General features: G+C 73.0%; 23 protein-coding genes. 3 read left to right on the top strand and 20 right to left on the bottom strand.

The features are described from left to right. Positions 1 to 54 precede the first annotated feature (54 nt). Positions 55 to 1104 carry an alkaline phosphatase family protein gene (locus ACPOLA_RS02400; protein WP_435768789.1) on the top strand — a complete coding sequence of 350 codons (1050 nt, stop codon included), beginning with the start codon at positions 55 to 57 and terminating at the stop codon, positions 1102 to 1104. A gap of 41 nt (positions 1105 to 1145) precedes the next feature. On the opposite strand, the gene ACPOLA_RS02395 is transcribed toward ACPOLA_RS02400, so the two are convergent. From ACPOLA_RS02395 to ACPOLA_RS02330, 14 genes are all read right to left on the bottom strand, one after another. Next, a complete protein-coding gene (locus ACPOLA_RS02395; protein WP_435768788.1) occupies positions 1146 to 2114 on the bottom strand; it encodes a PLP-dependent cysteine synthase family protein in 969 nt (322 codons plus the stop codon). A 2-nt stretch (positions 2115 to 2116) separates the two neighbouring features. Next, on the bottom strand, positions 2117 to 2419 hold the full coding sequence (locus tag ACPOLA_RS02390) for a MoaD/ThiS family protein (protein WP_435768787.1): 303 nt from the start codon (positions 2417 to 2419) through the stop codon (positions 2117 to 2119). A 1-nt stretch (position 2420) separates the two neighbouring features. Then, the gene (locus ACPOLA_RS02385; protein ID WP_435768786.1) at positions 2421 to 2864 is read right to left on the bottom strand and encodes a M67 family metallopeptidase; all 444 of its coding nucleotides are present in this window, start codon (positions 2862 to 2864) and stop codon (positions 2421 to 2423) included. A 61-nt stretch (positions 2865 to 2925) separates the two neighbouring features. Then, the gene (locus ACPOLA_RS02380; RefSeq protein ID WP_435768785.1) at positions 2926 to 3879 is read right to left on the bottom strand and encodes an acyl-CoA desaturase; all 954 of its coding nucleotides are present in this window, start codon (positions 3877 to 3879) and stop codon (positions 2926 to 2928) included. A gap of 126 nt (positions 3880 to 4005) precedes the next feature. Next, a complete protein-coding gene (locus ACPOLA_RS02375; protein ID WP_435768784.1) occupies positions 4006 to 4587 on the bottom strand; it encodes a DUF2017 domain-containing protein in 582 nt (193 codons plus the stop codon). Between the two features lie 8 nt (positions 4588 to 4595). Further along, positions 4596 to 4916: an ATP-dependent Clp protease adapter ClpS gene (gene clpS / locus ACPOLA_RS02370; RefSeq protein ID WP_435768783.1), complete on the bottom strand. Its 321-nt coding sequence runs from the start codon at positions 4914 to 4916 to the stop codon at positions 4596 to 4598. Positions 4917 to 4941: 25 nt separating this feature from the next. Further along, positions 4942 to 5484 carry a DUF1697 domain-containing protein gene (locus tag ACPOLA_RS02365; protein WP_435768782.1) on the bottom strand — a complete coding sequence of 181 codons (543 nt, stop codon included), beginning with the start codon at positions 5482 to 5484 and terminating at the stop codon, positions 4942 to 4944. Positions 5485 to 5512: 28 nt separating this feature from the next. Continuing rightward, on the bottom strand, positions 5513 to 7636 hold the full coding sequence (locus ACPOLA_RS02360) for an iron ABC transporter permease (protein WP_435768781.1): 2124 nt from the start codon (positions 7634 to 7636) through the stop codon (positions 5513 to 5515). A 16-nt stretch (positions 7637 to 7652) separates the two neighbouring features. Then, positions 7653 to 8672, bottom strand: coding sequence for an ABC transporter substrate-binding protein (locus ACPOLA_RS02355; RefSeq protein ID WP_435768780.1), 1020 nt, complete (start codon positions 8670 to 8672; stop codon positions 7653 to 7655). Between the two features lie 30 nt (positions 8673 to 8702). Continuing rightward, positions 8703 to 9524 carry an ABC transporter ATP-binding protein gene (locus ACPOLA_RS02350; RefSeq protein ID WP_435768779.1) on the bottom strand — a complete coding sequence of 274 codons (822 nt, stop codon included), beginning with the start codon at positions 9522 to 9524 and terminating at the stop codon, positions 8703 to 8705. A gap of 64 nt (positions 9525 to 9588) precedes the next feature. Then, positions 9589 to 11397 carry a DEAD/DEAH box helicase gene (locus ACPOLA_RS02345; protein ID WP_435768778.1) on the bottom strand — a complete coding sequence of 603 codons (1809 nt, stop codon included), beginning with the start codon at positions 11395 to 11397 and terminating at the stop codon, positions 9589 to 9591. Further along, positions 11394 to 11660: a DUF3039 domain-containing protein gene (locus tag ACPOLA_RS02340; protein ID WP_435768960.1), complete on the bottom strand. Its 267-nt coding sequence runs from the start codon at positions 11658 to 11660 to the stop codon at positions 11394 to 11396. Before ACPOLA_RS02340 ends, ACPOLA_RS02345 begins: the two co-directional genes overlap by 4 nt. Positions 11661 to 11727: 67 nt before the next feature. Continuing rightward, on the bottom strand, positions 11728 to 12297 hold the full coding sequence (locus ACPOLA_RS02335) for a YqgE/AlgH family protein (protein ID WP_435768777.1): 570 nt from the start codon (positions 12295 to 12297) through the stop codon (positions 11728 to 11730). A 101-nt stretch (positions 12298 to 12398) separates the two neighbouring features. Continuing rightward, positions 12399 to 12941 (bottom strand): hypothetical protein, encoded by a 543-nt coding sequence (locus tag ACPOLA_RS02330; RefSeq protein ID WP_435768776.1) that lies wholly within the window; start codon positions 12939 to 12941, stop codon positions 12399 to 12401. A 213-nt stretch (positions 12942 to 13154) separates the two neighbouring features. Here ACPOLA_RS02330 and ACPOLA_RS02325 point away from each other — a divergent pair, with 213 nt between their 5' ends. Continuing rightward, positions 13155 to 13886, top strand: a complete 732-nt coding sequence (locus ACPOLA_RS02325) for a TetR/AcrR family transcriptional regulator (protein ID WP_435768775.1) — start codon at positions 13155 to 13157, stop codon at positions 13884 to 13886. A 56-nt stretch (positions 13887 to 13942) separates the two neighbouring features. On the opposite strand, the gene ACPOLA_RS02320 is transcribed toward ACPOLA_RS02325, so the two are convergent. The 5 genes from ACPOLA_RS02320 to ACPOLA_RS02300 all read right to left on the bottom strand — a co-directional run bounded on the left by ACPOLA_RS02320 (position 13943) and on the right by ACPOLA_RS02300 (position 18853). Further along, positions 13943 to 14956: a DUF3048 domain-containing protein gene (locus ACPOLA_RS02320; RefSeq protein ID WP_435768774.1), complete on the bottom strand. Its 1014-nt coding sequence runs from the start codon at positions 14954 to 14956 to the stop codon at positions 13943 to 13945. Between the two features lie 94 nt (positions 14957 to 15050). Beyond that, positions 15051 to 15821, bottom strand: coding sequence for an SDR family NAD(P)-dependent oxidoreductase (locus tag ACPOLA_RS02315; protein WP_435768773.1), 771 nt, complete (start codon positions 15819 to 15821; stop codon positions 15051 to 15053). Between the two features lie 92 nt (positions 15822 to 15913). Next, a complete protein-coding gene (locus ACPOLA_RS02310; RefSeq protein ID WP_435768772.1) occupies positions 15914 to 16345 on the bottom strand; it encodes an HIT family protein in 432 nt (143 codons plus the stop codon). A 42-nt stretch (positions 16346 to 16387) separates the two neighbouring features. Then, positions 16388 to 17284 carry a glycerophosphodiester phosphodiesterase gene (locus tag ACPOLA_RS02305; RefSeq protein ID WP_435768771.1) on the bottom strand — a complete coding sequence of 299 codons (897 nt, stop codon included), beginning with the start codon at positions 17282 to 17284 and terminating at the stop codon, positions 16388 to 16390. A gap of 162 nt (positions 17285 to 17446) precedes the next feature. Next, entirely contained in the window at positions 17447 to 18853 is a 1407-nt protein-coding gene (locus tag ACPOLA_RS02300; RefSeq protein WP_435768770.1) for a M15 family metallopeptidase, read from the bottom strand. Positions 18854 to 18982: 129 nt separating this feature from the next. Between ACPOLA_RS02300 and ACPOLA_RS02295 the strand changes: the two genes are divergently transcribed. Further along, the gene (locus tag ACPOLA_RS02295; RefSeq protein ID WP_435768769.1) at positions 18983 to 19750 is read left to right on the top strand and encodes an inositol monophosphatase family protein; all 768 of its coding nucleotides are present in this window, start codon (positions 18983 to 18985) and stop codon (positions 19748 to 19750) included. A gap of 22 nt (positions 19751 to 19772) precedes the next feature. Here ACPOLA_RS02295 and ACPOLA_RS02290 read toward each other — a convergent pair whose 3' ends face one another. After that, entirely contained in the window at positions 19773 to 21185 is a 1413-nt protein-coding gene (locus ACPOLA_RS02290) for an LCP family protein (RefSeq protein WP_435768768.1), read from the bottom strand. Positions 21186 to 21386: the final 201 nt, after the last annotated feature.

Below are 21386 nucleotides of genomic sequence, written 5' to 3'. Positions count from 1 at the left end.
GCCAGGTCGGGCATTCAGGACCGAGATCACGTCCGCCTCGCCTACCCTTCTCGGGTGATCTCGACGTGCCGCGGGGGGCGGCCGCTCGCTGTTGCGCTCGCCCTCGCCCTGTCCCTGCTCCTGCCACTCCTCGGAGGCGCGGCGACGCCGGCCTCCCACGGGGCGTCGACGGCGGCGGAGACGGCGGTCAACGGACGCCACGTCGTGGCCGTCTCCGTCGACGGGCTCAACCCGTCGGCGCTGAGCCGGCTCGGCCGGGACCGCACGCCGTACCTCCACAAGCTGATCTACGACCAGGGCGCGGGCACGACCAACGCGCGCTCCCAGGTGGAGATGACGGTCACCCTCCCCAACCACACCTCGATGGTGACCGGCCGGGCGATCCGCCGCGCCAACGACGGGCACGGCGTCACCTGGAACGACGACGCCACGAAGAGGACCGTCGACGAGGCCGCCGGGGAGCGCGTCTCCTCGGTGTTCAAGCGCGTGCACGCCGGGGGTGGACGGACCGCCGTCTTCGCCACCAAGCGGAAGTTCTGGCTGTTCGAGCGCTCCTGGCCCGGCTCGGTCCACAAGAACGTCATCCGGGTGCACGACGACACCGCGGTCACCCGCGCGCTGCGCGCCGACCTCGCCGCCAACCGGCGGGCCCTCTCCTTCCTCCACCTCGGGCTGCTGGACCACATCGGCCACGAGCACGGCTGGATGAGCCGGCGCTACCTCTCGGCGGTGGAGCGGGTCGACCAGCTGGTCGGCTCGGTGATGCGGACGATCCGCCGCGACGCCGACCTCCGGTCCTCCACGGTGCTCGTCCTCACCGGCGACCACGGCGGCGTGCCCGGCAGCAAGGAGCACGGGGACCCCTCGCGCCCGGAGAACTTCCGCGTGCCGTTCGCCGTCTGGGGTGCCGGCGTCGCGAACGAGCCCCTCTACCGGCTCAACCCGGGGCGCGCGTGGCCGCGTGCCACGGAGCAGCCAACCCTCAGCGCTCCGGTGCAGCCGATCCGCAACAGCGAGCTGGCCAACCTGAGCCTGGACGTCCTCGGGCTCGGGCCGGTGCCCGGAAGCCGTTGGAACCCGGAGCAGGACCTGGCCTGGCGGTAGGCCGGTGACCGGCCTGCGACGAGCCTGGTGCTAGCGGCGGGTCAGGCCCACAGCTGGCCCTCGAGCCGGTCCTCGGCCTCGTCGACGGTGCCCTCGTAGGCACCGGTGGACAGGTACTTCCAGCCGCCGTCGGCGACGACGAACGCGATGTCGGCCGCCTCCCCCGCCTTCGCGGCCTTCGCCGCCTGGCCCAGCGCCGCGTGCAGGATGGCGCCGGTGGAGATGCCGGCGAAGATGCCCTCCAGCTCGAGCAGCTCGCGCACGCGTCGTACGGCGTCGCGCGGGCCGACCGAGAACCGGCCGTCGATCAGGCCGGCGTCGTACAGCTCGGGCACGAAGCCCTCGTCGAGGTTGCGCAGCCCGTAGACCAGCTCGCCGTAGCGCGGCTCGGCGGCGACGATCCGGACGTCCGGCTTGGCCCGGCGGAAGAACCGGCCGACGCCCATCAGCGTGCCCGTCGTGCCGAGCCCGGCGACGAAGTGGGTGATGGACGGCAGGTCGGCCAGGATCTCGGGGCCGGTGCCCTCCTCGTGCGCGAGCGCGTTGGCGTCGTTGCCGTACTGGTAGAGCATCACCCAGTCGGGGTGCTCCTCGGCCATCTGCTTCGCGACCCGGACCGCCTCGTTGGACCCGCCCGCGGCGGGGCTGGACACGATCTCGGCGCCCCACATCCGCAGCAGCTGGCGGCGCTCCTCCGAGGTGTTCTCCGGCATCACGAAGACACAGCGGTAGCCCTTGAGCTTGGCGGCCATCGCGATCGAGATGCCGGTGTTGCCCGACGTCGGCTCCAGGATCGTGCACCCGGGCTGGAGCAGGCCGGACTTCTCGGCCTCCTCGACCATCTTCAGCGCCGGCCGGTCCTTGATCGAGCCGGTCGGGTTGCGGTCCTCGAGCTTGGCCCAGATCCGCACCTGCGGTCCGCCGCCGCTGTTGAACGGCGCCGACAGCCGCGGCAGTCCCACCAGCGGCGTGCCACCGACGGAGGCGAGGAGGCTGTCGTAGCGGGTCACGGTCAGCGGGCCGCCGGCAGCGCCCGACCGCCCGCTCCGCCGGCCACCGCCGGCAGGATGACGACCTGGTCGCCGTCGGAGAGCTCGGCGTCCAGGCTGCCGATGAAGCGGACGTCCTCGTCGTTGATGTAGATGTTGACGAAGCGCCGCAGGTCGCCGTTGTCGACCAGGCGGTCCTTGATCCCCGGGTGGTCGCCCTCGAGGGAGTCGATCAGCGCGCTCAGGTTCGCGCCGTCGGCGGTGACCGCCTTCTCGCCGCCCGTGTAGGTGCGCAGGATGGTCGGGATCCGGACCTCGATGGCCATGTCAGCCAGTCTCCTCTGTAGCCAGGGTGGGGACGACCTGGACGTCTTCCTCGGTGACGACCCCGTCGATGATTCTGTAGGACCTGAACTCCACGGGGCCCTGGTTATTCCCGTGCTCGCGGGTGCTGACCAGCACGTAGTGGGCCCCCGGCTCGCTGGCCAGGTCGATGTCGGTGACGCTCGGATAGGCCTCGGTCGCGGAATGGGAGTGGTAGATCACCACCGGCTCCTCGTCGCGCTCGTCGAGCTCCTTGTAGAGGTGCAGCAGGTCGGTCGAGTCGTACTCGTAGAAGGTGGGACTGCCGGCCGCGTTCACCATCTCGACGTGGCGCTCCGGTCGGCCGGTCCCCGCGGGGCCGACGACCATCCCGCACGCCTCCACCGGGTGGTCCCGCTTGGCGTGCTCCACGATGGCGTCGTACGTCGCCTGGTCGATGCGCAACACGCTGTCAAGGGTATGGGCTGGGCCGGCAGCGGCCGGAATCGGGCCGAGGCCCGGACAGGCCTCAGCCGGCGGGGCGGGCGGACTTCGCGGCGATCCGCTCCGGCGTCGGCCAGCGCACGTCGCGCACCCAGCCGAGCTTCTCCATGATCCAGATCACCCGGGCGGAGGTGTCGAGCTGCCACCTCTTGACCCCGTGCCGGGCCGAGGTCGGGTCGGCGTGGTGCAGGTTGTGCCAGGACTCGCCACCCGACGGGATGGCCAGCCACCACACGTTGCCCGAGAAGTCGCGCGACGCGAAGGGCCGCTCGCCGAGGGTGTGACAGATGGAGTTGATCGACCAGGTCACGTGGTGGATCAGACCGATCCGCACGACCGTGCCCCAGAAGAACGCGGTGAGCGCGCCCTGCCACGACCAGGTGAGCAGGAACCCGAGCAGCGGGGGAAGCAGGAGCGAGGTCAGCACCCAGACCCAGAACGTCCGCGAGATCCGCACCAGGTCCCGGTCCTTGGCGAGGTCCGGCGCGTACTTCTCGATCGGCGTCTGCTCGGGGTCGAACAGCCAGCCCACGTGCGCCCACACGAAGCCCTTGGTGAGCCCGCGCAGGCTGTTGCCGTAGCGCCAGGGCGAGTGCGGGTCGCCGTCGCGGTCGGAGAACTTGTGGTGCTTGCGGTGGTCGGCCACCCAGCGGATGACCGGCCCCTCGATCGCCATCGAGCCGAGGATCGCGAGCGTGATCTTCACCGCGCGGTTGGGCTTGAACGACTTGTGCGTGAACAGCCGGTGGTAGCCGACCGTCACGCCGTGGAGCGTGAGGCCGTACATCACCACGGTGATCACCACGTCGCTCCAGCCCAGCCAGCCGCCCCAGGCGACCGGAATGGCGGCCAGGAAGGCGAGGAACGGGACCGCGATGAACGACGCCAGCGCGAGGCGCTCGGGCCACGACTGGGTGTCGCCACTCATGGTGACCTTCGGCGCGGGCGTCGCGGCGGGGCGGTCGTCGATGGCGGTCACGGTGCACTCCCTGGTGGTGATCGGGGTCGGTGGACTCGTCCCGGTGAGGCGAGCCTAATCGGCGGCCCAGGAGCCGCCGCTCCTGCCCGACCCCCGGACACTGCGCGATACCCGTTCGGACCCGGCTCAGTCCAGGGCGCGGACCAGGGTCTCCTGCAGGAAGCCGAGCCACTCGTACACGTGGTGGGCCTGGGCGCGCGGGTCGTCGTCGGGCAGGGAGTACCAGCGGTCCTCGTCGCCCTCCTCCACGCCGAGGCGGGTGCCGAGCGCCAGCCGCATGTCGGTGAACGACCGCAGCCACACCTGGGCCGTCGGCTCGTCCAGCTCCACGTCGATGGTGATGTCCTCCTCGCCCGGCTCGGGCGGGAGGCCCGCCTCCTCGAGGGTGTCGATCACGGTCGCCGCGGCGCTCGCCTTGCCGTCCCGCAGGGAGCCCTCGGTGAACCGCCGGAACTCCGCCGCCGCCTCGTCGTCGCCGCGATAGGCGGACGGGAACAGGCGGCGCAGCACCGGGTCGTCGGGCTCGGTGGTCGGGCCGGAGAAGTCGAGCATCGCCTCCAGCGGGTCGAGCGCGGAGGGGGCCATCGCCGACTCGTTGTGCAGCAGCTCGACCAGCTGGGCGGCGAGCGAGCGGAGCAGGTCGGCCTCGAACACCGCGAACGTCGCGTGGATCCGCCTGCTGCGGCGGTGCCGGACGAAACCAGACATGCCAGGCCTCACTCCGCCTTCGACAGGGTGGCCCACAGGCCGTACTCGTGCATCGCCTGGACGTCGCGCTCCATCTCCTCGCGGGTGCCGCTGCTCACGACCGACCTGCCGTCCTCGTGCACCTCCATCATCAGCTTCTCCGCCTTCTTCTTCGAGTAGCCGAAGTGCTTCTGGAACACGTAGGTGACGTAGGACATCAGGTTCACCGGGTCGTTCCACACGACGGTCACCCAGGGAGTGTCGGCGAGCGTGACCTCGTCGGGGGTGAGGTCCTGCTCGATCTCCGGCTCCACCTCGACGGCGCTGACCATGACGGGGCTCGCGGTCATCACACCCCCATGCTGGCACAGGCGGTCAGGAGCACCACTTCCGCGCCAGGGTGGTGACCACGTTGACGTTGCGGTTGGTCGCGACCACGCCGAGGGACCGCTCGACGCGGTAGGGGTCCACGCCGCCCTCCTGGTAGCCCGGACCCAGCATCACGTGCGCGACCCGGCGGCGTACGACGACCTCGTTGACCGCGTCGCTGAGCGACTCGACCTCGGCCACCCGCGCCGGGTCGGGATCCTCCTTGAGCAGGTAGAGGTAGTGCCGCTCGAGCCGGGGACGCGCGGCGCCGAGCTCGGCGGCGTCGTCCGCGACCGCGCGCAGCTCCGCGACGGGGAAGGCGATGGTCGGGACCTCGAAGCCGGCGTGGTCGCGGTAGGCCGCCTCGAGGGTCTGCTCCACCCGCTCCCGGGACCGCAGGCGGGTGGTGAGCAGCACGTTGCCGGTGTTGATGTGGGTGGCGACACCGGTGCCGCCGGCCGCCTCGGTGGCGGCGACGATCGCCTCCTTGGGGAACTTGCGCTTGGCACCGAGGTTGATGGCGCGCAGGAACGCGACGTAGGTCGGCATGGCGGCAGTGTCTCGCACCCGGCCGACATCAGGCGCGGGAGCGCACCAGGAGGTAGACGAAGTAGGGCGCACCGATCAGCGCGACGACGAGGCCGGCGGGCACCTGCGCCGGAGCGACGACGGTGCGGCCGACGAGGTCGGCGAGCCCGAGCAGCAGGGCGCCGACGAGCACCGCGACCGGGATGGAGCGGGCGTGGCGACCGCCGACGAGGGCACGGGTCAGGTGGGGCGCGACCAGGCCGACGAAGCCGACGACCCCCACCGCGGCGACGCTCATCGCGGCGAGCAGCGCCGCGGTGACCAGCACGAGCATCCGCACCGGCTCCAGCGGGACGCCGGCGAGCCGTGGCGTGTCCTCGTCGAGCGCCATCAGGTCCAACTCCCGCCGCACCACCCACGCGAGCGGCAGGGCCACCGCCAGGGCCACCGCGACGGGGACCACCTGGTCGATGCTGCGGCCGTAGGTGGTGCCGGAGAGCCAGGTGTAGATGCGGGGGGTGTCCCACGGGTTCGAGCGCACCAGCAGGAAGGTCGTCAGCGCGACCGACCCGTACCACGTGCCGATGCCGATCAGCAGCAGGCGGTCGGCGTCCAGCCCCCGCCGCCAGGCCAGCCCGTAGACGAGCGCGAACGCGACCAGGGCACCGACCGTCGCACCGACCAGGATGGCACCGGTCGTGGCGGCGGCGGTGACCCCGACCCCGGTCACCACCACGACGGCACCGACGCCGGCACCGCCCGTGATGCCCAGGATCCCCGGCTCGGCCAGCGGGTTGCGGCAGGTGGCCTGCACCATCGAGCCGGCCAGCGCGAGCGCGGCACCGGCCACCAGGGCTGCGGCGACCCGCGGGAACCGCTCGTCGAGGGCGAACCGGACGAGCGGGTCGGCGGAGCCCTCGACCCAGAGCAGCACGTCCCCGGTGCGCAGCCAGGTGTCCCCGCCGAGCAGGCCGAGCACCGCCACGCCGGCGACCGCGGAGACGGTGGTCACCAGCACGAGGACGAAGCGGAGCTGGCTGCGCGCCCCCACCCGCGCCGCCGGCGGCTGCTTCGCCGGCCCCGAGTCGCGACCGCGTCGGGCCAGGACCACCATCGCGACCGCGCCGAGCAGCGTCGTGGTGACGCCGGTCGGGACGGAGATGGCCTCGTCGGCGCCGAGGGCCGCCCGGACCACCGCGTCGGCGAGCACGACGACGAGGGCTCCCATCAGGCCCGCGGCCGGGACCAGCACGGCGTGCCGGTTGATGGCCGGCACTGCGCGTCCGGCGATCCGGACCACGACGGGCGCGAACAGCCCGACGAAGCCGATCGGCCCGGCCAGCGACACCGCGGTCGCGGTGAGCAGGACCGCGAGCAGCGTGCCGATGACCCGGGTGGAGCGGACCGGCACGCCCAGCACCGCAGCGCTGTCGTCGCCGAGGCCCAGCAGGTCGAGCCGGCGACCCAGGAGCAGGGCGCCGGCGGTCGCGAGGACCACGACGGGTGCGGCCTGCTGGAACGCGGTGAGGCCCAGCTGACTGAGGGAGCCGCTCCCCCAGGCGAAGAGACTGGTCGTCTCCTCGTCGAAGAGGATGAGCAGCGCCGAGGTGGCGGCCTGCAGAGCCAGGCCGACGGCGGACCCGGCGAGGACCAGCCGGGTGGTCGCCGTACCGGCTCCGCCGGCCAGGCCGAGCACCAGCGTCGCGGCCAGCAGGCCGCCGGCGAACGCGGTGACCCCCGAGGCCCACAGCGGCACGGCGAGGCCGAAGGCGGCGACCGCCGTGACGGCCAGGTAGGAGCCTCCGGTGACGGCCAGGGTGTCCGGCGAGGCGAGCGCGTTGCGGGCGAGCGACTGGAACAGCGCTCCGGCGACGCCCAGCGCGAAGCCGACCGCGACGCCGGCGGCCAGCCGGGGCACCCGGGAGCCGATCAGCACGTCACCGGTGCCGGCGCCGTCTCCCGAGCCGTCGGAGCCCCCGGAGAGCGCCCAGCGCAGCAGGTCGCCGGCTCCGACGGCCGAGGTTCCCTGGGTGAGGTGCCACCCCGAGACGACGACCAGCGCTCCGGTGAGGAGCAGCAGCACCCCCGAGGCGCTGAGCACGCCCTCCACGCCGACCCGGAGGGGCGCGGACGGGCGCTCCGCCTCGAGCGGTCGCTGCTGCTCCACCGTCACGGCCGGGCGCTCGTGCTCAGTCGGTCAAGAGGTCGACGTAGGCCTCGACGACCTGCTCGGCCGAGCGGGGGCCGCCGAAGGTCCAGATGCCGGCGGGGAAGGCGTGGGCCCGGTCCTCGGCGACGGCGGGGATCTTCTGCCAGACCTTGTTCTTCGCCAGCTCGGCGTTCACGTCGCCCGCGGGGTCGGTGGTGCCGGTGTAGAAGAAGGTGGCGTCGCCGACCTCGCTCATGCCCTCGATGTCGGTCTGTCCCAGGCCGTAGGCCGGGTCGACCTCGCCCTTCCAGGCGTTCTGCAGCCCGAGCTCCTCGCCGAGCTCACCCATCAGGGAGCCCTGCCCGAACGGGCGGATGGCGACGTTGCCGCCCTGGATCCAGCCGTCGAAGTAGACGAACTCGGTGGTGACGCCGGCGTCGGCGATCGCCGCCTTGCCCTCCTCCAGCGTGTCCTGGAACTGGTCGACGACCACCTCGGCCCGCTCCTGGCGGCCGGTCGCCTCGGCGATCAGCTCGAAGGTGCTGATCATGTTGGCCACCGGGTCCTCGGTGTCGGCCCCCTTGGTGGCCAGCACCGGGACGTCGTACTCCTCGAGCTGCTTGATGATGTCGTCCTCGGCGGTGTAGGCCTCGACGATCACCAGGTCCGGGTCGGTGCCGAAGAGGGTCTCGAGGTTCGGCTCGTTGCGGGTGCCGACGTCGGTGACGCCCTCCGGCAGCTCCTCGGCGGTGTTCCAGGTGGCGAATCCCTCGGCGTCGGCGACGGCCACCGGCGAGAGGCAGAGGCTCAGCACGTCCTCGGCCTGCTGCCACTCCAGCACGGCGACGCGCTCGGCCGGCTTGTCGAGCTCCACGCTGCGGCCGAAGGAGTCGGTGAGCTCGACCGGGCCGGTCGAGGTCTCGGTCTCGTCGGCCGCGCAGTCCGCGGAGTCGTTGGCCTTCGGTGCGGTGTCGTCGTCGGCCGTGTCGGTGGTGCCGCACGCTGCCAGGAGCAGTCCCAGCGGCACCGTCAGGGCAGCAGCGATCGATCGTGTCCTCATCGGTTCCTTCATTCGTGGTTGCCGGCGCGCTCAGTGGCGCCGTTGGTGGTGCTTGCCCCGGGCCTCCACCCGCACGACGCCCGTCTCGGGATCGCGCAGGCAGCGGATGGGCAGGCCGTAGACCGCGGAGAGGTGCTCCCCGGTCAGCACCTCGGCAGGTGTGCCGACGGCGTGGACGCGCCCCCGGTGCAGCAGGACGACCTGGTCCGCGACGGCGGCGGCGTGGTTCAGGTCGTGGAGGACGACGCCGAGCGCCGTCCCGTGGTGATCCGCCAGGTCGCGGACCAGGTCGAGGGTCTCCACCTGATAGCGGAGGTCGAGGTGGTTGGTCGGCTCGTCGAGGAGCAGGACGCCGGTGTCCTGGGCCAGGCAGGTCGCGAGCCAGACCCGCTGGAGCTCGCCGCCCGACAGCTGGTCGACCGGACGGTCGGCCATCTCGGCCACCCCGGTCACCTTCATCGCCCGGTCCATCGCCTCCCGATCGGCGTCGCCGAGGCCGGCGAACCGGCCACGGTGGGGATGGCGTCCGAAGGCGACCACGTCGCGGACCTCGAGGCCCGACGGGTGCGGCCGCGACTGCGAGAGGAGGGTGACCCGGCGGGCGAACTCCCGGGCGCTCAGCGGGGCGGCGTCGTCGGCGCCGACCGTGACGGTGCCAGAGTCGACCTTGTGCAGGCGCGCGAGCGACCGCAGCACCGTCGACTTGCCGCTGCCGTTGGGGCCGATCAGCGCGGTGACCGCGCCGGGCACCAGCTGCACGCTGACGTCGTGCACCACCGTCGTGCCGGGATAGCCCAGCACCAGGCCGCTGCCGGCGAGGGCGGCGGGCGGCGGCGCGAAGTCGGTCGACATGGAGCGAAGGCTAGCCTAAGTTAGGCTCGCCTTGCATGCGGCGCACGTCACATCGGGCGCGCCGTCACGACGACTTGCGCACCGCCCACTCCCGGATCCGGTCGATCCGCTTCTGGAGCTGGTCGGCGTTCGCGACCGCGGCCGCCGGCCCGCCGCACTCCTTGCGCAGGGCGGCGTGGGTGATGCCGTGGGCCTGGCCGGTGCGGTGGTGCCAGGCGGCGACCAGGCCGTTGAGCTCGCGGCGGAGGACGGCGAGGTGCTCGTGGGTGGTCACCTCGGCGACGGAGTCGGCACGGTCGGCCGCACGCTCCTCCCGCGCCGGCCTGCTCGCCCGGCGCCGGTCCTCCTGACGCTGCCGCAGCAGGTCGCGCATCTGGTCGGGCTCGAGGAGCCCGGGGATGCCGAGGAAGTCCATCTCCTCCTCCGAGCCGACCTGGACCTCGCCCTCGTGGCCGAACTGCGCGCCGTCGTACAGCGCGTGGTCGAACCGCGCCTCGGACCCGAGCGCCTCGAACGGCACCGCCTCGAGGTCCGACGACGCGGACTCGCCGGCCTGGGCGCGGGCCATCAGGTCCTCCTCGGCCGCGAAGATGTCCCCCTCCGGCGCCCGCTCGGGCTTGCCGAGCACGTGGTCGCGCTCGACCTCGAGCTCGGAGGCGTAGGAGAGCAGGGTGGGCACCGACGGCAGGAACACCGAGGCGATCTCGCCGCGGCTGCGAGCGCGCACGAAGCGGCCGACGGCCTGGGCGAAGAACAGCGGGGTGGAGGTGGTGGTCGCCCACACGCCGACCGCCAGCCGCGGCACGTCGACGCCCTCGGAGACCATCCGGACCGCGACCATCCACCGCTTGTCGTTGCCGGCGAAGTCGGCGATCTTCTTCGACGAGGCCTTCTCGTCGGAGAGCACCACGGTGGGGGCCTCTCCCGCGATCGAGCGCAGCAGCTTGGCGTAGGCCCGGGCGGAGTCCTGGTCGGAGGCGATCACCAGCCCGCCGGCGTCCGGCACGTGGCGTCGTACCTCCGACAGGCGCTTGTCGGCGGCGGCCAGCACCGACGGCATCCAGGATCCCTCCGGGTCCAGCGCGGTGCGCAGCGCCTGCGCCGTCAGGTCCTTGGTGAGCGGCTCCCCCAGTGACGCGGCGACCTCGTCGCCCGCGCGGGTGCGCCACTGCATCTGGCCGGAGTAGGCGAGGAAGAGCACGGGGCGGACGACGTGGTCGGCGAGCGCCTGGGCGTAGCCGTAGGTGTAGTCGGCACGGGACGCCGGGATGCCGTCCGGGCCGGGCTCGTAGGTGACGAACGGGATCGGGTTGACGTCGGAGCGGAACGGCGTGCCGGTCAGGGCGAGCCGTCGGGTCGCCGGCTCGAAGGCCTCGCGGACACCCTCGCCCCAGGAGAGTGAGTCGCCGGCGTGGTGGATCTCGTCGAGGATGACCAGGGTGCGGAACCGCTCGGTGCGGATCCGCAGCGCCAGCGGGTTGACGCCGACACCGGCGTAGGTCACCGCTACCCCGACGTAGTCGCTGGAGATCTTGCCCTTGCCCGCCGAGTACGTCGGGTCGATCGGCAGCCCGGCCTTGGCGGCCGCCTCGGCCCACTGCATCTTCAGGTGCTCGGTGGGCGCGACGATGATCAGCCGGTCGACGACGCGGCGGCCCAGCAGCTCGGCGGCCACCGACAGTGCGAACGTGGTCTTGCCCGCGCCGGGCGTCGCCACGGCGAGGAAGTCGCGGGGGCTGCGCTGGAGGTAGTCCTGCAGGGCCGCGGCCTGCCAGGCGCGCAGGGACGGCGCCGTGCCCCAGGCCGCTCGCTCCGGCCACGCCGGACCGAGCGAGGAGAGGGGGGCGGCCGCGTGCTCGGGGCCGCCCGTCACTCGTCGGAACCCGAGGAGCCGCCGGCCCCGTCCTCGGAGAGGCTCTCCCAGATCTCCTTGCACTCCGGGCACACCGGGAACTTCTCGGGGGCGCGGCTCGGCACCCAGACCTTGCCGCAGAGGGCGACGACGGGCGTTCCCATCACCATCGCCTCGGTGAGCTTCTCCTTCTCCACGTAGTGGGAGAAGCGCTCGTGGTCACCCTCGTCGGTCGGGACGGTCCGACGCTCGTGGAGCGTGTCGGTGTCTGTCGAGAAGCCGATCGTGGTCACCGCCCCAGTCTAGGACAGAGGACTCGGCCGGGCCGCGTCGCCGGACCGACCCGCGGCCTCAGTTCAGCTCCGGATCGGCGGGACGGGTGGCATGGAGGGCGAGGTCGCCCGGCTGCCGCCTCATCACCTGGCGCCAGAGGTCGCTGGTGTCGGCGCCGAAGACGTCGTCGACCTGCGCCGGCGCGACGTACCAGCTGCCCTCGGCGATCTCGGCCTCCAGCTGGCCGGCACCCCAGCCGGCGTAGCCGGCGAAGATCCGGAGCCGGTCGACGGTGCCCACGACCAGCTCGCTGGGCGTGTCGAGGTCCAGCAGGCCCACCCGGTCCCACACCGGCCGGAAGCCGGCTCCGCCCTCCCCGCCCGGCGCGGCGAGCGCCACCGCGAGGGCGCCGTCGGTGGCGACGGGTCCGCCCTGGAAGAGCACCTCCGGCTCCTCCACCACGTCGCCCCACTCCCCCAGCACCTCGGCGACGGGCAGGGCCGTGGGCCGGTTCAGCACCACGCCGAGCGCACCCTCGTCGTTGACGTCCAGAAGCAGCACGACCGTGTCGGCGAAGTTGGGGTCGAGCAGGGCGGGGCTGGCCAGGAGCAGCTGTCCCGCACCGAGGCCGGTCGCGCTGGCTGCCATGCCTCCATCATGCAACAGCCCCGAGCGCGACACCTGTGGGAGGGAGGCGGCGTCGCGGCCCGGGGCCGTGTCCAGGGAGCCGGCGGGCGCCGGCTCGTGCATCAGGCGGCGATCACCGAGCGCAGCCGCTCCAGCAGGCCGGCCCGGGGCGCCGGCTCCTCGAGGGTCTCGGGGGTGAGCAGCGGGGCGCCGCGGTGCAGCCGGCGCGCCTCCTCCTCGATCTCGGCGCCGAGGCGCCGGCCCGCGTCGCTGTCGAGCCCCGCGAGCCCGGCCATCACGGCCAGCAGGTGGTGCTCCTTGGCCGTGGCGCGGCGCATGGCCTCGGCCATCGCCTCGTCGACCGGGTGGTCCCGGTAGTGGTCGAGGATCAGCCGGACGCCGGCCAGCTCGTGGGCGGTGTTGCTCCACGCGACGGTCACCGCCTCGCGGAGGTCGAGCGGTTGGTGCACCTGCATCCGCTCGATCTGGCCCGAGAGCCGGGTGTGCCACTTCAGCTGCAGCGCCGCGAGCAGGTCGAGCTCGTCCCTGAAGGTCTCGGCGACACCCTCGACGTCCATCGGCAGGATGCCGTCGCGGCGCACCTCGGCGGCGGTGATCACGGCACGGAGGGTCTCGCCGCGGTTGTGAAAGGCCTTCCAGGTCATGGTCAGCTCCTCTTCTCGTGGGCGGTCGTCGGGGACCGGGCCGGAGCGCGGGTCGGTCCGGCTGCCGTGTCCCATACCCGGAGGCATCTGACATACCGCTGGTACGTACTTCGAGTATGGCGCAGACCGTCGGTACGCCAAACCCCTTCGGGGCGTGATCCGGCGCACGGTGGGCAGTGACGGGTGCCACTCCCGGGTGCCTATGCTGGGCCGGTGCCGAAGGCGTCCGTGTCCAAGCTCGTCCCCAAGGTCCCGAAGGTCCCGGGCGTTCCGGGAGTCCCGGGGTCGACGCGGCGCGCGGCGTACAGCGCGTCGACGAAGCGGGCGCTGGTCGAGGTCGCCGAGCAGCTCTTCACCGAGAACGGGTACGCCGCCGCCTCGCTCGACGCGATCGTGGCCGGCGCCCGCGTCACCAAGGGGGCGCTCTACCACCACTTCTCCGGCAAGCAGGCGCTGTTCGAGTCGGTCTTCGAGCGGGTCGAGGACGACGCCGCCAAGCGGATCAACAAGGCGCTGCGCGGCCGTCGCGACCCCTGGCAGAAGGCGCTCGCCGGTCTGCGGGCCTTCCTCGAGGTGGTGCAGGAGCCCCGCTACCGCCGGATCGTGATCCAGGAGGGCCCCGCCGTCCTCGGCTACGAGCGCTACCGCGAGCAGGAGGAGCGCTCCACCTTCGCCAACGTCCTCGAGATCGTCCGCTCGGTGCTGGAGGCCGGCTCGTGGCAGCTGGACGACCAGATGCTGGAGACGTTCGCGCGGATCTTCTTCGGCGCCATGTCGTCGGCCGGCGAGTCGGTCTCCACCGCCGACGACCCGGAGGCCGCCGCGGCCCGGGTGGAGGGCGCGATCGGCTTCCTGCTGGCCGGCGTGCAGTCCCTCGTCGAGAGCGGCGTGGACATGCCCAGCGCCTTCACGCCCGGCGGCGACCGCCGTACCGAGCAGGAGTAGCGGGGCCCGAGAACGGCCGCGCGCGGTGCTGCGCTCTGCTGCGCGGCGTCAGCGCGTCACTTGCCGAAGGTGACCGTGCCGCCGTCGGCGTCGACCGGGACCAGCTCGATCCAGACCTTGCCGGCCGGCACCGTGAGCTCACCCTCGGGCGTCTCGAGCGCCAGGGGCGAGTCGAGGCTGTCCTTGGACCAGGTGCCCTCGACGACCTTGCCGTCGTGGAAGAGCTGGGCGTTGCCGGTGCCCTCGAACCTGCTCTCGGGCACGAAGTTGCCCGACGGGTCCTTGTAGCCGGCGTCGACGACCTTCACCCGCAGCACCAGCACCGAGTCGGCCTGGAAGCGGTCGCCCTTGGCCGCGAAGGTGTTGTTGTTGACGTACTTGCCGCCCTGGAAGGTCCAGTTCGTGGTGTGGCGCCCGAACCCGGCGGAGAGGCTGGCGGCGGGCTTGCCCTCCGGGAGGTCCGTCGCCGTGCCCCACGGCAGGTAGTCGGCCGGCCGGCTCTCCTCGCCGTCCTCGGTCTCCTCGGCCACCTTCGTCATGTCGGTGAAGAGGTTGTAGGGAGCGCTGCGGCCGTCCTTGCGGTAGAAGCCGGGTCCGCCCTCGCCGAAGAAGGTGATGCCGGCCTTCTCGATGCGGTCGATGGTGACCTGCGCCGCACCACTGGTCACCACGGCGGCGTCCACCGGCGAGACGATGCCGATGTCGCTGGCCCGCATCGAGCGGATCGGGCCGACGTCGCTGGGGATCTGCGAGTAGTAGAACGCCGCCAGCCGGGTGGTGCCGCCCTCGACGAGCTCCTCGACGACGAGGTCCGCCTGCCCCAGGCCGAGCTGGGGCGCGCTGCTGTCGGAGTTGTCGATCTTCGCGACGATCACCGGGTGGTCCTGCTCGACGGACTCGCCCTCGGCCGCCTCCAGCCCCGTCAGCGGCCAGGTGGCCGGCTCCGCCGCCGGCGACTCGGAGGTGCCCTCTCCGGCGTCGGGCTCCTCGTCGCTGCCGCAGGCGGCGAGGACGAGGCTCAGCGCGACGAGCGCGGCGGGCAGGGCAGTTCGCTTGCTGGTGGATCGCACCGGCACAGTCTGACCCACCGGCCCCGACAGGCGCGGAGCCACCCCCGCGTGTCGCGGGGTGGCTCCGCTGACCGGCTGCGCGTGACGTGCCGGATCAGGTGCCGAGCGAGATGCCCCCGTCGACGAACAGCGTCTGCCCGGTGATGTACGACGCCTCGTCGGCGCACAGGAACGCGGCCGCCGCCGCGATGTCCTCGGGGTGGCCGACGCGTCGGACCGGGTTCGCCTCGGCGTTGAGCCGGCGGAACTCCTCCACGTCCATCTTCAGCCGCGCCGCCGTGGCGTCGGTCATCTCGGTCGCGATGAAGCCGGGCGCGATGGCGTTCACGTTGATGCCGAACGGCCCGAGCTCGATGCCGAGGGTCCGGGTGAAGCCCTGGATGCCGGCCTTGGCCGCGGAGTAGTTGGCCTGGCCGCGGTTGCCGAGCGCGGAGATGCTCGAGACGTTGACGACCTTGCCGTACTTCTGCTCGACGAAGTGCTTCTGCGCGGCCTTGGTCATCAGGAAGGCGCCCTTGAGGTGCACGCCCATGACCAGGTCCCAGTCGTCCTCGGTCATCTTGAACAGCAGGTTGTCGCGGGTGATGCCCGCGTTGTTGACGAGCACGTGGATGCCGCCGAGCTCGGCGACCACCCGCCCGACGGCGGCGTCGACGGAGCCGCCGTCGGAGACGTCGGCACCGATTCCGACGGCCTTCGCGCCGTCACCGACGGGCAGCTTGGCGGCGGCCTCGGCGGCCGCCGACTCGTCGAGGTCGAGGATCGCGACCGACGCGCCCTCCTGTGCGAACCGCGTGGCGGTGCCGAAGCCGATGCCGCGCGCGGCCCCGGTGATGACAGCGACCCGTCCGTCGAAACGACCCATGGTGTGTTCTCCTCAGCAAGCTCGTGGGTGTCGTCCCGCTGCGGGGACCGCCGGTCACTCTAGGGGGTCGCGCGCGGGCCGCCGGGCCGCGGTCAGCTCGCGGCCGGGCCGCCTGCCGACAGTGCCTCGCGCAGGCGCGCGGCGTACCGGGCCGGCTCGCCGGCGTCGTACCTGGTGCGTGGCCAGAAGAAGCCGCGGAGGCCGTCGCCCTTGGTCCGGGGGACCACGTGCAGGTGCAGGTGCGGCACCGACTGGCTGACCACGTTGTTCATCGCCACGAAGCTGCCCTGGGCGCCGAGCCCGTCGACCACCGCGGTCGCGAGGCGCTGGGCGGCCGCCAGGAAGCCGTCGCGAAGAGTCGCCGGCAGGTCCGGCAGCGTGACCACGTGCCGGCGCGGGACCAGCAGGACGTGTCCCTTGAACACCGGCCGCCGGTCGAGGAACGCCACGAGGTCCGGCTCGTCGAGCACCAGGTCGGCCTCGGCCTCCCCCGCCACGATCGCACAGAAGACGCAGTCAGCCATGGCCGCGACACTAGTGCGGCCATGGCTGACACGGGCTCGAGGTCAGGCGGCCGCCCCGAGCCGGCGCTCGGCCAGCACCTGCTCCAGCACGTCGGGCCTGTTGGTGATCACCCCGTCGACGCCCCGGTCGAGCACCACGTGCATCCGGGCGGGGTCGTCGATGGTCCAGGTGTGGACCGTCATGCCGGCGGCGTGGACGGCGTCGACGTACGCCTTGTCGTAGGTGCCGTGGTTGGGGTTGATCTGCTCGGCGAAGGCGGCGAGGGCGGGGAGCTCCTCGACGCGGGGCGTGCCGAGCAGGCCGACCGGCACCGCGGGCTGGATGGCGGCGTAGGTGCGCATCGAGCCCCAGTCGAAGCTCTGCACGGCGAGGCGGCCGCTGGCGACGGCGGACCGGACGTAGCCGGGGAAGCCGGCGAAGACGTCGGCCACCGCCCGCTCGATGCCCGGGTAGAGGTGCGGGGCCTTGATCTCCATCAGGATGCCCGAGCGGCTGCGCCGGACCTGCTCGACCATCTCGGCCAGGGTCGGCACCGGCTCACCGGCGAACGCTGCGCCCTTCCAGGAGCCCGCGTCGAGCTGCTTGATCTCGGCGAGGGTGAAGTCGCGGACCTGCCACGGCGCCCGCCCGGGGAAGACCTGTTCGACGTCGGTCGTGCGGGCGAGCGTGGTGTCGTGCATCAGGATCGGGACGCCGTCCTTGCTCAGCTGCACGTCGGACTCGATCCAGTCCGAGCGCTGCTCGATGCCGACGGCGAACGCCGCGAGGGTGTTCTCCGGCGCGTAGGCGCTCGCGCCGCGGTGGGCGGTGTTGACCACCCGCACGTGCTCGGGCTGGTCGCCCTCGACGGCAGCGGCGGCCGCCGGCGGCGCGAGCGTGAGGGCTGCGGCGCCGAGGCCGGCGAGGAGCAGGAGGGTGTGGCGGAGGGGATGGCGCACGGTGTTCTCCCGAGGTGAGGTGCGTGGTGCGGACGTCACCACGCTGGCGTCGTACGACGGCCGCGTGGTGACGCCGACGTGTCGCCGGCGCGAACAGGGGCGGAAACCCCACGTCGCGGGGCGGAAACCCCAAGTCGCGGGGCGGAAACCCCAACTCGGCGGTCAGTGGCAGACGGTGTCCGCGCAACCGGGAACGACGATCAGGCGGCCGCCGCGGGGAACCGCGTCGAAGTGGTGGAGGTCGGAGCGGCCGTAGGTCCAGCGCAGCCCATTGTCGGCCATGATCCGCACCACCCGGTGGGAGCGGGAGCGCCAGGCCACCCGGTCGTGCGAGCGGCTGGGCCACCAGGCGTTGGGCACCCAGCCGTGGCTGGAGCGGTAGGGGTTCTCCCACGGGTTCACGTCGAGCGAGCGACCGTAGGAGTGCGGGCTGCGCACGCCGGGGCGGCCGACCACCCAGCGACAGTTGAAGGCGGAGGTGTTGCCCGCCGCCATCGACCGGTAGTCGTCGGCGCCCTGCAGGCGGCGCGACCAGCCGAACCGGTCGACGCGGTACATCGAGCGCATCGGCAGCTTGGCGCGGTACATGTCGCTGAGCGCTCCGGCCATCTGCCGGACCACGCTCGCCGCGGCGACGATCTCGCCGCGGCGGCGGTAGCCGGAGTAGTCCCAGTAGTTGATGCGCAGCAGGCGCAGGCCGCTGCGCCCCACCGGGCAGCCCCGGTGCCAGCTGCGCCCGACCATGCTCCGCCACACGCCGTTGGGGATGCGGGAGATCGCGGGGTTGGGGCCCGCGCCGGTGGCCCGCGGCTGGCGCGGCAGCGACACCCGCGGGCGGGGCGCGCCGGCCGGCAGCTTAACCCGGATGCCGGGTGGCAGGTTGTCGACGCGGTGGGTGCCGCTGATGTCCTTGGCGGCCCAGGCCATCGGCCGGCCCACCGCGCGGTAGCGGGTGTCGACCCGCGGGCGCAGCCGCACGCGCACGTAGCCGTCGCTGTAGGTGCGGTAGTCGCGGTAGGTCCGCCACCGCCCGTCGAGGTAGCGCTGGAGGGCGACCACGCCGTTGACGGGGCGGTCGTCGGTGGTCCGCCAGGTCAGCCCGAGGTAGAGGTAGCGCTCGTCCACCACGCTGGTGCGCCCGGTGACCGTGACCGTCGTCGGGTGCGCCTTGAGCGGCACGGTGTAGGTCCGCTCCGCCTTCGCGTGCGTCTCGTCGCCGGCGTAGCGCGCGCGGATCCGGTTGCGCGAGACCGACTTGCTGACCCGGACCGGGAAGGTGGCCGTGCCGTTCTCGTCGGTGGTCAGCGGGCCGGCGAGGGCCTCCCAGCCGTCGCCGCGCGCCCGCTCGACCACCACCTCCCCTGCCGCGACGGGACCCTCGGCCGTGCGCAGCACGAGCGTGACCGTCGTGTCGTGGTAGGAGTACGTCGCCGGCGCGGACAGGCTCAGCGTCGTGGCCTGCGGTGCCGCTGCCGCCACCCCGGGGAGGAGCGCGACGACGAGCGCCCCGGCGAGCCCTGCTGCCAGGCCGAGGAACAGGGTCAGGATGCTGCGGGGTCCCGGACGCACCGCGTCATCCTCACACGCACACGCCTCGACTCCAACCATTCGCCGCGCGTCGTGCTCCACTCCGCCGGCGGTGGTCGGCGACCGGGGGCGCCGGCACCGGTGTCGTCTCCGGGCCACTACCGTGGAGGCGTGGACACCGACGCCGTGCTGAGACTGATCCAGGACGTCGCGGCCGAGGTGATCACGCCGCGGTTCCGGCAGCTGGGCGACGACCAGGTCTCCGAGAAGAACCCCGGGGACCTGGTGACGGTGGCCGACCACGAGTCGGAGGAGCTGATCACCGCGGCGCTGCTGGAGGCCTACCCGGACGCCGTCGTGCTCGGCGAGGAGGCGATGGCCGACGACCCGGCGCTGCTGGAGCGGTTCGCCGCCGCCGACCACGGCTTCACCGTCGACCCGGTCGACGGCACCAAGAACTTCGTCAACGGCTCGCCCGACCACGCCGTGATGGTCGGCGAGGTGCGCGCCGGCGAGGTCACCCGCGGGTGGATCTGGCAGCCGCAGCACGAGGCGTCGTACGTCGCCGAGCGGGGCGCGGGCGCCTGGCTCAACGGCGACCGGCTGGTGATGGCCGACCCCGACGGGGCGCCGTACCGCACCGCACGGCGGCAGTGGGTCGGCCGGGAGCTTCCGGGCCTCGGGCGGCTGGAGCTCACCTGGGCCTGCTGCGGCGTCGACTACCCGCACCTGGTCGCCGGCGACGCGGCGGCGCTGGTCTACAGCCGCAGCATGCCGTGGGACCACCTGCCCGGCAGCCTGATCCTGACCGAGGCCGGCGGCGTGATCGGGCGCCTCCGGGGCGGCCCGATCACCCCTCGCGACCTGCACGGCGGCCTGGTCTGCGCCGCCGACAGGGAGACCTACGACGCAGTGGTGGCCGCGCTGGCCGACCACTGACCCGCGCCTCGGACGGCGGCGCTCAGCAGGCGGCCGCGAGGTCCTCGGACTCGTTGGCGGCGTAGCCGTCCTTGCGCGTGCCGAGCGAGCCGCCGGTCACCTGCCCGGTCCGCGGCTTCCGCTGCGCCTTCGGCGTCGCCGGCTTCTCGCCCTCCGCCCGGTCGATGGCCCTCTCGACCATCCGGTGGACCAGGTCGATGTCCGGGTCGGCGGTGTCGATCCGCGGCGGGACCAGCGAGACGGTCGAGATCCGCTGCTCCCGTGCGCGCAGGGCGAGGCCGGCGAAGTCGTCCAGCCCCGCGCCGGGGAGGTTGGTCTGGATCATCGCGCTCGAGGCCTTCGCGATCTCCCGGAAGTTCGTGAGCGCCCGCTGCGGGCTGATCTGGGTGAGCATCGCGTTGAGCACGCACTTCTGGCGCGCCATCCGCGAGTAGTCGTCGGAGCCCTCGCGAGCCCGGGCGTACCAGAGCACGTCGTGGCCGTCGAGCTTGCGCCGGCCCGGCTCGATGTAGCCGGTGACGTCGCTGCCGAGACCGCCGACGGGGATCCGCTGCCGGACCTCGAGCGTCACGCCGCCGACCGCGTCGACCAGGCGCCGGAAGCCGCGCATGTTGACCATCAGCCAGTAGTTGATGCGCAGCCCGGTGACGCCCTCCACGGCCATCACCGTCGCGTCGATGCCGGGCGTCGCGGAGTCGCCGAACAGCTCGGTGTGGTCCTGGGCCCAGGTGCTCACGCCGTTGAGGTAGCAGCCGTCGCAGTCGAACCCGTCGGGGAACTCCTCGTCCATGACCGAGCCCTCCCGGAACGGGAAGTCCTGCAGGTTGCGCGGCAGGCCGATCATCACGGTGCGGCCGGTGGTCGCGTCGATCGAGGCGACGGTGAGGGAGTCGGGGCGCAGCCCCCACCGGTCGGCGCCCGAGTCGCCGCCGAGCAGCAGGATGTTGTAGCGGCCGTGGTGGGCCTTGCCGAGCTCGCCGTCGGCGAACATGGTCAGCCAGTCGCGCTGCGCGCCGGCCAGGTGGGCTCCGAAGAGCAGCGTGCCGGCCACCGAGAAGCACAGCAGGCCGTTGACGCCGACGATGGCACGTCGGTGCGGCAGCCGCAGGGTGAGCGGCTGGCCGATCCGCCAGGCGTCCACGAACAGCGCGGCCCAGCCGACGGCGCCGACGATCAGCGCGACGCGGGCCACCAGCATCACCGTGGGGCTGAACGCGAGCTGGAGCACGAAGGACCGGTCGACCACGACGACCGCGCCCACGACCAGCAGCGTCGCGACCACCGCGAGCCAGAGGCGTACGGCGAGCCGCCCGACCTGCCGGTTGCCGGCGACCAGCTGCGCCGACCCGGGCAGCACCAGGGTCATCGCCATCAGCGCCAGCGCGCGCCGGAAGCGGACCCGGGCGGCACGCTCGTCGACGGCGATCAGGGACACCCTGCCAGTATCACCAGTCACAGGCGTCACAGGAGCGGCGACGCGCCGTACTGCCGGGCGGCCGCGCGCCCGTGCCGCGACCGGTCAGGCGGCGGCGAGGCGGGCGATCTCGTCGGCCGAGGCGTTGGCGCCGGTGCACATCACCGCGACCGGCCCGGCGGGCCGCCCCGGCGGCTGCTCGCCCCGGGGGGTGGCGAGCAG

Origin of the sequence: Nocardioides proteolyticus (assembly GCF_051280635.3) — a bacterium.
In the GTDB taxonomy this organism is placed as follows: Bacteria; Actinomycetota; Actinomycetes; order Propionibacteriales; family Nocardioidaceae; genus Nocardioides.
This window is presented reverse-complemented; position numbering and strand designations above follow the sequence as displayed.

What these genes read in the sequence shown, in the direction of transcription:
- ACPOLA_RS02390 (WP_435768787.1), bottom strand. Translation starts at nt 2,419, where the DNA reads ATGGCCATCGAGGTCCGGATCCCGACCATCCTGCGCACCTACACGGGC.
- ACPOLA_RS02375 (WP_435768784.1), bottom strand. Translation starts at nt 4,587, where the DNA reads ATGTCTGGTTTCGTCCGGCACCGCCGCAGCAGGCGGATCCACGCGACG.
- clpS (WP_435768783.1), bottom strand. Translation starts at nt 4,916, where the DNA reads ATGACCGCGAGCCCCGTCATGGTCAGCGCCGTCGAGGTGGAGCCGGAG.
- ACPOLA_RS02365 (WP_435768782.1), bottom strand. Translation starts at nt 5,484, where the DNA reads ATGCCGACCTACGTCGCGTTCCTGCGCGCCATCAACCTCGGTGCCAAG.
- ACPOLA_RS02355 (WP_435768780.1), bottom strand. Translation starts at nt 8,672, where the DNA reads ATGAGGACACGATCGATCGCTGCTGCCCTGACGGTGCCGCTGGGACTG.
- ACPOLA_RS02350 (WP_435768779.1), bottom strand. Translation starts at nt 9,524, where the DNA reads ATGTCGACCGACTTCGCGCCGCCGCCCGCCGCCCTCGCCGGCAGCGGC.
- ACPOLA_RS02335 (WP_435768777.1), bottom strand. Translation starts at nt 12,297, where the DNA reads ATGGCAGCCAGCGCGACCGGCCTCGGTGCGGGACAGCTGCTCCTGGCC.
- ACPOLA_RS02330 (WP_435768776.1), bottom strand. Translation starts at nt 12,941, where the DNA reads ATGACCTGGAAGGCCTTTCACAACCGCGGCGAGACCCTCCGTGCCGTG.
- ACPOLA_RS02315 (WP_435768773.1), bottom strand. Translation starts at nt 15,821, where the DNA reads ATGGGTCGTTTCGACGGACGGGTCGCTGTCATCACCGGGGCCGCGCGC.
- ACPOLA_RS02310 (WP_435768772.1), bottom strand. Translation starts at nt 16,345, where the DNA reads ATGGCTGACTGCGTCTTCTGTGCGATCGTGGCGGGGGAGGCCGAGGCC.